Origin of the sequence: Kitasatospora sp. NPDC058478, assembly GCF_042720345.1 — a bacterium.
In the GTDB taxonomy this organism is placed as follows: domain Bacteria; phylum Actinomycetota; class Actinomycetes; order Streptomycetales; family Streptomycetaceae; genus Kitasatospora.
Map to the genome: position 1 here is coordinate 98955 of NZ_JBHXML010000006.1, position 6829 is coordinate 105783.

Here is a 6829-nt window from a genome sequence, read left to right on the forward strand (position 1 = left end):
CGCAACCAGGCGCGTGATCGCGGGGCGCGCTCTCACCCGCGCCGGGCAGCGGGCAGACTGGCGGGGTGAGTGACGAAGCCTTCAGCGGTACGGGCCCCGGGGTCCGGTTCACCGCCGCCGACGAGCAGAAGAGACATGGCGTCCGCCGGATGAAGACCATCGCGACCGGCCTGCTGGCCTTCGCGAGCCTGGTCTTCGCCCTCGCCACCTGGGCCAAGGCGGCCGGCGCCGGCTCCTGGGCCGGGTACGTGGCGGCGGCCGCCGAGGCGGGCATGGTCGGCGCGCTGGCCGACTGGTTCGCCGTGACGGCGCTGTTCCGCCGCCCGTTGGGCCTGCCGATCCCGCACACCGCGATCATCCCGACCAAGAAGGACGCCTTCGGGCGCTCGCTCGGCGACTTCGTCGGCGACAACTTCCTCTCCGGTCACGTGGTGCGCGGCCGCCTCGCGTCGCTGGGCATCGCCCGGCGGCTGGGGGAGTGGCTGGCCGCGCCGGGCAGCGCCGAGCGGGTCACCAAGGAGGCCTCGGCGGCGCTGCGCGGGGTGCTCGCGGTGCTCCGGGACGACGACGTGCAGGCGGTCGTCGCCGAGGCGGTGACCAGGCGGGCGGCGGCCACCTCGGTGGCCGAGCCGATGGGCCGGATGCTGGGCAAGGTGGTCGCGGACGGCGGGCACCACGGCGTGGTCGACCTGGTGGCCGTCCGGGCGCACGGCTGGCTGACGGCCAACCACGAGGAGGTGGTCCAGCGGGTCACCCAGAAGACCCCGGGCTGGACGCCCAAGTTCCTCGACAACCAGGTCGGCGAGCGGGTCTACAAGGAGCTGATGCGGTTCGTCACCGACATCCGGGACGACCCGGACCACCCGGCCCGCGGCGCCATCGACAACTTCCTCGCCGACTTCGCGACCGAACTGCAGACCGACCCGGAGACCATCGCCCGGGTGGAGCGGGCCAAGGTGGAACTGCTGGCCCGGCCCGAGGTGCAGGACCTGATCGCCTCCACCTGGGCGGCCGTCCGCACCCTGGTGGTGAACGCGGCCGAGGACGAGGACAGCGAACTGCGCCGGCGCATCCGCGAGGGCGTGAGCAGTTTCGGCGCGCGCCTGGCCACCGACGCCAAGCTCCAGGCCAAGGTGGACGGCTGGCTGCAGGACGCCGCCCAGTACCTGGTCGACACCTACCGCGCCGAGATCACCTCGCTGATCTCCGAGACGGTGGCGGGCTGGGACGCCGACGACGCCTCCCGCAAGATCGAGGCCAACGTGGGCCGCGACCTGCAGTTCATCCGGATCAACGGCACCGTGGTCGGCGCCATGGCCGGGCTGCTCATCCACACCGTCGCGACCGCCCTCGGAGGCTGACCCCGGGGCGGCCTATCCTTGCCAGCACCTGTCGGTACGCGCGTAGAGGAAGTAGGGAACCACCGTGGTCCAGCCGGACGGAAGTCGGATCGGAAACCCCAGTGGCCAGGGGGGCATCGAGGCGTTCATCGCCGGGATGCCCAAGGCGGAGCTGCACGTCCACCACGTGGGCTCGGCCTCGCCGCGCGTCGTCGCCGAGCTGGCGGCCCGCCACCGCGGCCGCTCGAAGGTGCCGGTCGACCCGGCGGCGCTCGCCGAGTACTTCACCTTCACCGACTTCGCGCACTTCATCGACGTCTACCTGAGCGTCGTGGACCTGATCCGCGACGCCGAGGACGTCCGCGCGCTCACCTACGGCGTGGCCGAGGACATGGCGCGCCAGAACATCCGGTACGCCGAACTGACCATCACCCCGTACTCCTCGGTCAAGCGGGGCATCCCGGACGTCGCCTTCATGGAGGCGATCGAGGACGCCCGGCTGCGCGCCGAGAAGGAGCTCGGGGTCGTACTGCGCTGGTGCTTCGACATCCCCGGCGAGGCCGGCCTGGAGGCCGCCGAGGAGACCGCCCGGCTCGCCGTCGACCTGGCCCCCGAGGGCCTGGTCAGCTTCGGCCTCGGCGGCCCGGAGATCGGCGTGCCGCGCCCGCAGTTCAAGCCCTACTTCGACCGGGCGCGGGCGGCCGGCCTGCGCAGCGTCCCGCACGCGGGCGAGACCACCGGGCCGGAGACGGTCTGGGACGCGATCCGGGTGCTCGGCGCCGAGCGCATCGGGCACGGCACGCAGTCGGTGAAGGACCCGGCGCTGCTGGACCACCTGGGCGAGCACCGGATCCCGCTGGAGGTCTGCCCGACCTCCAACATCGCCACCCGGGCGGTGGAGCGGATCGAGGAGCACCCGATCAAGCGGATGGTGGACGCCGGGCTGCTGGTCACCATCAACAGCGACGACCCGCCGATGTTCGGCACCGACCTCAACGCCGAGTACGCCGTCGCGGCGCGGCTGCTGGGCCTGGACGAGTCCGGGGTGGCGGCGCTGGCGCGCAACGCGGTCGAGGCGTCCTTCCTGGACGTGGCGGGCAAGGCGCGGCTGGCGGGCGAGATCGACGCGTACCTGGCGGGCTGGAAGGCCTGATTCCCGGCGTCCGCCCTGGTGGACGCCCTGTGAAGTGCCCCGTGAACCGCCCCGCCGGCAGCTGCCGGCGGGGCGGTTTTCTGTCCCCATTCGGACATGGTGCCAAAGTGGCGCCATTAATGGCTCGACATGGCACCACTGCTGTGCCATGCTGAAGCCATGGACCTCACGCCGTACGTCGAAAACCTTCGGAACGAGCTCGCGGTGGCCGCGGGCACGGGCGGGGACGAAGCCCGCGCGCTGGCCGAGCGGCTGACGCTGCCGCTGGATTCGGCCGTGCGGCTCACCCTGCTCAACGCGCTCTCGGCCGCGATGGGCGAAGTGACCCGCGAGCTCGCCCCCGGCTCGGTGGACGTGCGGCTGCGCGGGCTCGATCCCGAGTTCGTGGTCACCGTACCGCCCGGCACCGACGCCTTCCACGGTGATGTGCCGCCCGTGGTGCCACCGATGGCGCCGATGGTGGCATCGGTGGTGCCAGTGGCGCCGCCAGTGGTGCCGGAGTCGGACGAGACGGGCACCGCCCGGATCAACCTGCGCCTGCCCGCCCACCTCAAGGCCCGGGCGGAGGAGGCCGCCGGGCAGGAGGGCCTCTCCCTCAACGCCTGGCTGGTCCGGGCCGTCGCCGGCGCGCTGGAGGCCGGCGAGCCGGCCGCCCGCCCGGCCGCCGCACCGGCCCCCCAGCCGACGGTCCGCCCGCGCCGCGGCGGCCAGGGCTTCACCGGCTGGGTCCACTGACGCTTCCGCCCGCTCCATCCGCTCCGCCTGCCAGACCCGCTCCATCCGCTCCATCCGCGCTCCATCCGCAACGACGTCACCCCCGCTCCGACCAGCGGGAACACCCATCAGAGTCAAGAGGACGGGACAGCCATGCCTACGTACGAGACCGACGGACCGATCTCCGCCACCCTCGAATTCGAGATCGGCTCGGTGCGGATCAGCGCGAGCAAGCGCACCGACACCGTGGTCGAGGTCAAGCCCGCCAACCCCGCCGAGGAGGCGGACGTCAAGGCCGCCCAGCAGACCCAGGTCGACTACGCCGGCGGCCGGTTCACCCTCAAGGGCCCGAAGAAGCGCTCGCCGTTCGGCCGGATCGGCTCGATCGACATCCTGATCGAGCTGCCGGCGGGCTCCGAGGTCAACGCCGACGCCCCGATGGCCACCTTCGTCGCCGAGGGCCCGCTCGGCGACTGCCGGCTGAAGACCTCGCTCGGCCGGATCCAGGTCGAGCAGGCTGCGAGCGCGCGGCTCAAGACCGACCACGGGGAGGTCCGGGTGGACTCGGTCGCCGGGGACGCGGAGGTCTCCGGGCTCGGCCGGGTCGCGGTCGGCACGGTCGGGGGCACGCTGACGGTCAAGAACAGCAACGGCGACACGGAGGTCCGCGAGGTCCACGGGGCGCTCAAGGCCAGCTCCTCCTTCGGCCGGATCGAGGTCGGCACCGCCCACGCCGGGGTGGACGCCAAGACGGCGCACGGCCCGATCCGGATCGGCCGGGTGGAGCGCGGCCAGGTCACCATGCAGACCTCCCTGGGGGACTTGGAGGTCGGCATCGCGGAGGGCACGGCGGCCTGGCTCGACGTGCACAGCAAGGTCGGCACCGTGCGCAACGCCCTCGGTGCGACGCAGGGCCCGGGCGACGCCCGGGAGACCGTCGAGGTCCGCGGCCGCACCCAGCTCGGCGACGTCGTGATCCGGAGGGCGTGATGGCGGCGATCTCGGCAGTCGGACTGACCAAGTCCTACGGCGACAAGGCCGTGCTGAACGGCATCGACCTGGAGATTCCGGCGGGCAGCGTGTTCGCCCTGCTCGGGCCGAACGGCGCCGGCAAGACCACCACCGTGCAGATCCTCTCCACCCTGATCCCGGCCGACGGCGGGGTGGCCCGGGTGGCCGGGCACGACGTGGTCGAGCAGGCCTCCGGGGTGCGGGCGGCGATCGGTGTCACCGGCCAGTTCTCGGCGGTGGACAACCTGCTCACCGCCGAGGAGAACCTGCTGCTGATGGCGGACCTCAACCACCTCCCCCGTCGGGAGGGGCGGAGGCGGGCCGAGGAACTGCTGCGGCGGTTCGACCTCACGGAGGCGGCGCGCAAGCCGGTCGTCACCTTCTCCGGCGGCATGCGGCGCAAGCTCGACCTGGCGATGACGCTGGTCGGCGATCCGCGGGTGATCTTCCTCGACGAGCCGACCACCGGGCTGGACCCGCGCAGTCGGCGGACGATGTGGGAGATCATCCGGGGACTGGTCGCCGACCACGGGGTGACGATCTTCCTCACCACCCAGTACCTGGACGAGGCCGACGAACTCGCCGACCGGATCGCCGTCCTGGACGGCGGGCGGATCGTCGCCGAGGGCACGGCGGACGAGCTGAAGCGGATCGTCCCCGGCGGGCGGATCCGGCTCCAGTTCGCGGACGCGGCCCAACTGGGGGCTGCCGCCGGGCTGTTCGACTACGCGGCGGTCGACACCGAGGCGCTGCGGCTGGACATCCCGGGGGACAACTCCGTGGTCACCGTGAAGGCGGTGCTGGACGCGCTCGACAACGCCTCGGTCCGGGCCGAGTCGCTGGTCGTGGAGACGGCCGATCTGGACGACGTGTTCCTCACCCTGACCGGGGAGAGCGTCCGATGAGCGCTTCGGTGAGCTACGCGGTCAGTGACTCGCTGACCATGCTGCGACGCAACCTCAAGCACGCGCTGCGGTACCCGTCCCTGACCTTCGCGGTCGTGATCATGCCGGTCATGATGCTGCTGCTGTTCAACTACGCCTACGGCGGCGCGCTCGGCGCGGGCATCGGCGGCGGCAGCTACATCGACTACGTGACGCCCGGCATCCTGCTGATGGCGGCCGCCTCGGGGTCGCTGGTCACGGCGATCGGGGTCTGCGTCGACATGACGGAAGGCATCGTCAACCGCTTCCGCACGATGGCGATATCGCGCTCGGCCTTCCTGGCCGGGCACGTGGTCGGCAGCGTGATACAGACCATGCTCGGCCTGGTCCTGGTGGTCGGCGCGGCCCTCGCGATGGGCTTCCGGCCCAACGCCGGGCTGGTGGAATGGCTGGCGGCCGTCGGACTGCTGCTGTTCGTCACCATCGCGCTGACCTGGATATCGGCGGGCATCGGGCTGGTCGCCAAGACGGTGGAGAGCGCCAGCAACCTGCCGATGCCGATTCAGTTCCTGCCCTTCATCGGCAGCGCCATCGTCCCGCCCGACTCGATGCCGACCGCCCTGCGGTGGTTCGCCGAGTACCAGCCGTTCACGCCGATCATCGAGACCCTGCGGGGGCTGCTGATGGGCACCCCGATCGGCAACAGCGCCTGGAGCGCGCTGGCGTGGTGCACCGGGCTGACGCTGATCGGCTACTTCTGGTCGAGGAGCGTCTTCTACCGGCGGTGACGGGGGTACGGCCGGTAGCGGGAGGCCCGGGTGGACAGCGATGTCCGCCCGGGCCTCCCGGCGTCGTGGCCGGTCCTGAGTCGTGGCCGGTACCGGTGGACGCCCCAGGCCTGGGCCGGAGCCGACCGGAGCCCCAACCGCCGGACATCCGGTAGTAAAGTCCGGGCAAAGGCTCACCCTGGGGAGGGGCGCATGACGGCGGCACGTCGCAAGCGGATCGTGTGGTGGCTCAGAGGTGTGGCGCTGGCGGCGCTCCTCGTCTATCTGCCGGGCTATCAGGCCTCGTTCTCAGGTGGGCTGGTGGAGGTCGAGCGCTGGCTCAACCACCCGCTGCCGCTGCTCGGCGCCACCGTCGCGCTGGCCGTGGTCTCGCTGGTGATCCAGTTCGAGTTCCGCACCTGGTGGTCGCAGGTCGGCTGCGCGGCCGCCCTGGTGTCGCTCGTCTTCCTCGGGGGGTTGGCCGTGCTCCTGTCGCTGCTGCTCGACCGCGACGGGCAGCCCGTCAGCCGGAAGAGCCACCCGGAGCGCCCGGACCGCGTGCTGACCGTGACCGACGTCGCCTTCTCGATCGACCCGATCTACCGGGTCGAGCTGTTGACCGGCAGCGGCTGGTCCGCCCGCCACTGGGAACTGGGCGAATGGGACATCCGTGGCGGCGAGTTCGGCAGGGTCGACTGGTCCGGGCCGGACCGGATCGCTGTGACCGGGGTGAAGGGGACCGAGACCGTGGTGTTCACCCTCGACCCGGACGGCCGGCCGAGCCGGCAGGGCCCGGCGCCCCGGTAGGCCGGGAGGCCGGTAGAGCTGAGGGGAGCGGTGGGGGCGGGCGCGGGCCGGGGGGGCCGCCCGCGGCCCCCCCGCCGCCCGCGCCCGGGGGGGGGGGCAACGGCCCGGCCTGGCACCCAAGTTGGACTAGACCACTGAAGTGGATTCGGCACT

At 72.4% G+C, this 6829-nt stretch carries 7 protein-coding genes; all 7 read left to right on the plus strand.

What is annotated here, in order from left to right; all coding sequences use genetic code 11:
- The first annotated feature begins 65 nt into the window (after nucleotides 1-65).
- The 7 genes from ACFWPT_RS05065 (at nucleotide 66) to ACFWPT_RS05095 (ending at nucleotide 6676) form a co-directional block, all read left to right on the plus strand.
- Nucleotides 66-1361 (plus strand): DUF445 domain-containing protein, encoded by a 1296-nt coding sequence (locus tag ACFWPT_RS05065; RefSeq protein WP_063349233.1) that lies wholly within the window; start codon nucleotides 66-68, stop codon nucleotides 1359-1361.
- Nucleotides 1362-1425: 64 nt separating this feature from the next.
- Nucleotides 1426-2493, plus strand: a complete 1068-nt coding sequence (locus ACFWPT_RS05070) for an adenosine deaminase (RefSeq protein ID WP_380335122.1) — start codon at nucleotides 1426-1428, stop codon at nucleotides 2491-2493.
- A 159-nt stretch (nucleotides 2494-2652) separates the two neighbouring features.
- Entirely contained in the window at nucleotides 2653-3228 is a 576-nt protein-coding gene (locus ACFWPT_RS05075; protein WP_380335120.1) for a YlcI/YnfO family protein, read from the plus strand.
- A 132-nt stretch (nucleotides 3229-3360) separates the two neighbouring features.
- Nucleotides 3361-4197, plus strand: a complete 837-nt coding sequence (locus tag ACFWPT_RS05080) for a DUF4097 domain-containing protein (protein ID WP_380374598.1) — start codon at nucleotides 3361-3363, stop codon at nucleotides 4195-4197.
- Nucleotides 4197-5123 (plus strand): ATP-binding cassette domain-containing protein, encoded by a 927-nt coding sequence (locus tag ACFWPT_RS05085; protein ID WP_380479628.1) that lies wholly within the window; start codon nucleotides 4197-4199, stop codon nucleotides 5121-5123. Before ACFWPT_RS05080 ends, ACFWPT_RS05085 begins: the two co-directional genes overlap by 1 nt.
- Nucleotides 5120-5890 carry an ABC transporter permease gene (locus ACFWPT_RS05090; RefSeq protein WP_380335114.1) on the plus strand — a complete coding sequence of 257 codons (771 nt, stop codon included), beginning with the start codon at nucleotides 5120-5122 and terminating at the stop codon, nucleotides 5888-5890. Before ACFWPT_RS05085 ends, ACFWPT_RS05090 begins: the two co-directional genes overlap by 4 nt.
- Nucleotides 5891-6082: 192 nt before the next feature.
- The gene (locus tag ACFWPT_RS05095) at nucleotides 6083-6676 is read left to right on the plus strand and encodes a hypothetical protein (protein WP_380374595.1); all 594 of its coding nucleotides are present in this window, start codon (nucleotides 6083-6085) and stop codon (nucleotides 6674-6676) included.
- Nucleotides 6677-6829 lie beyond the last annotated feature (153 nt).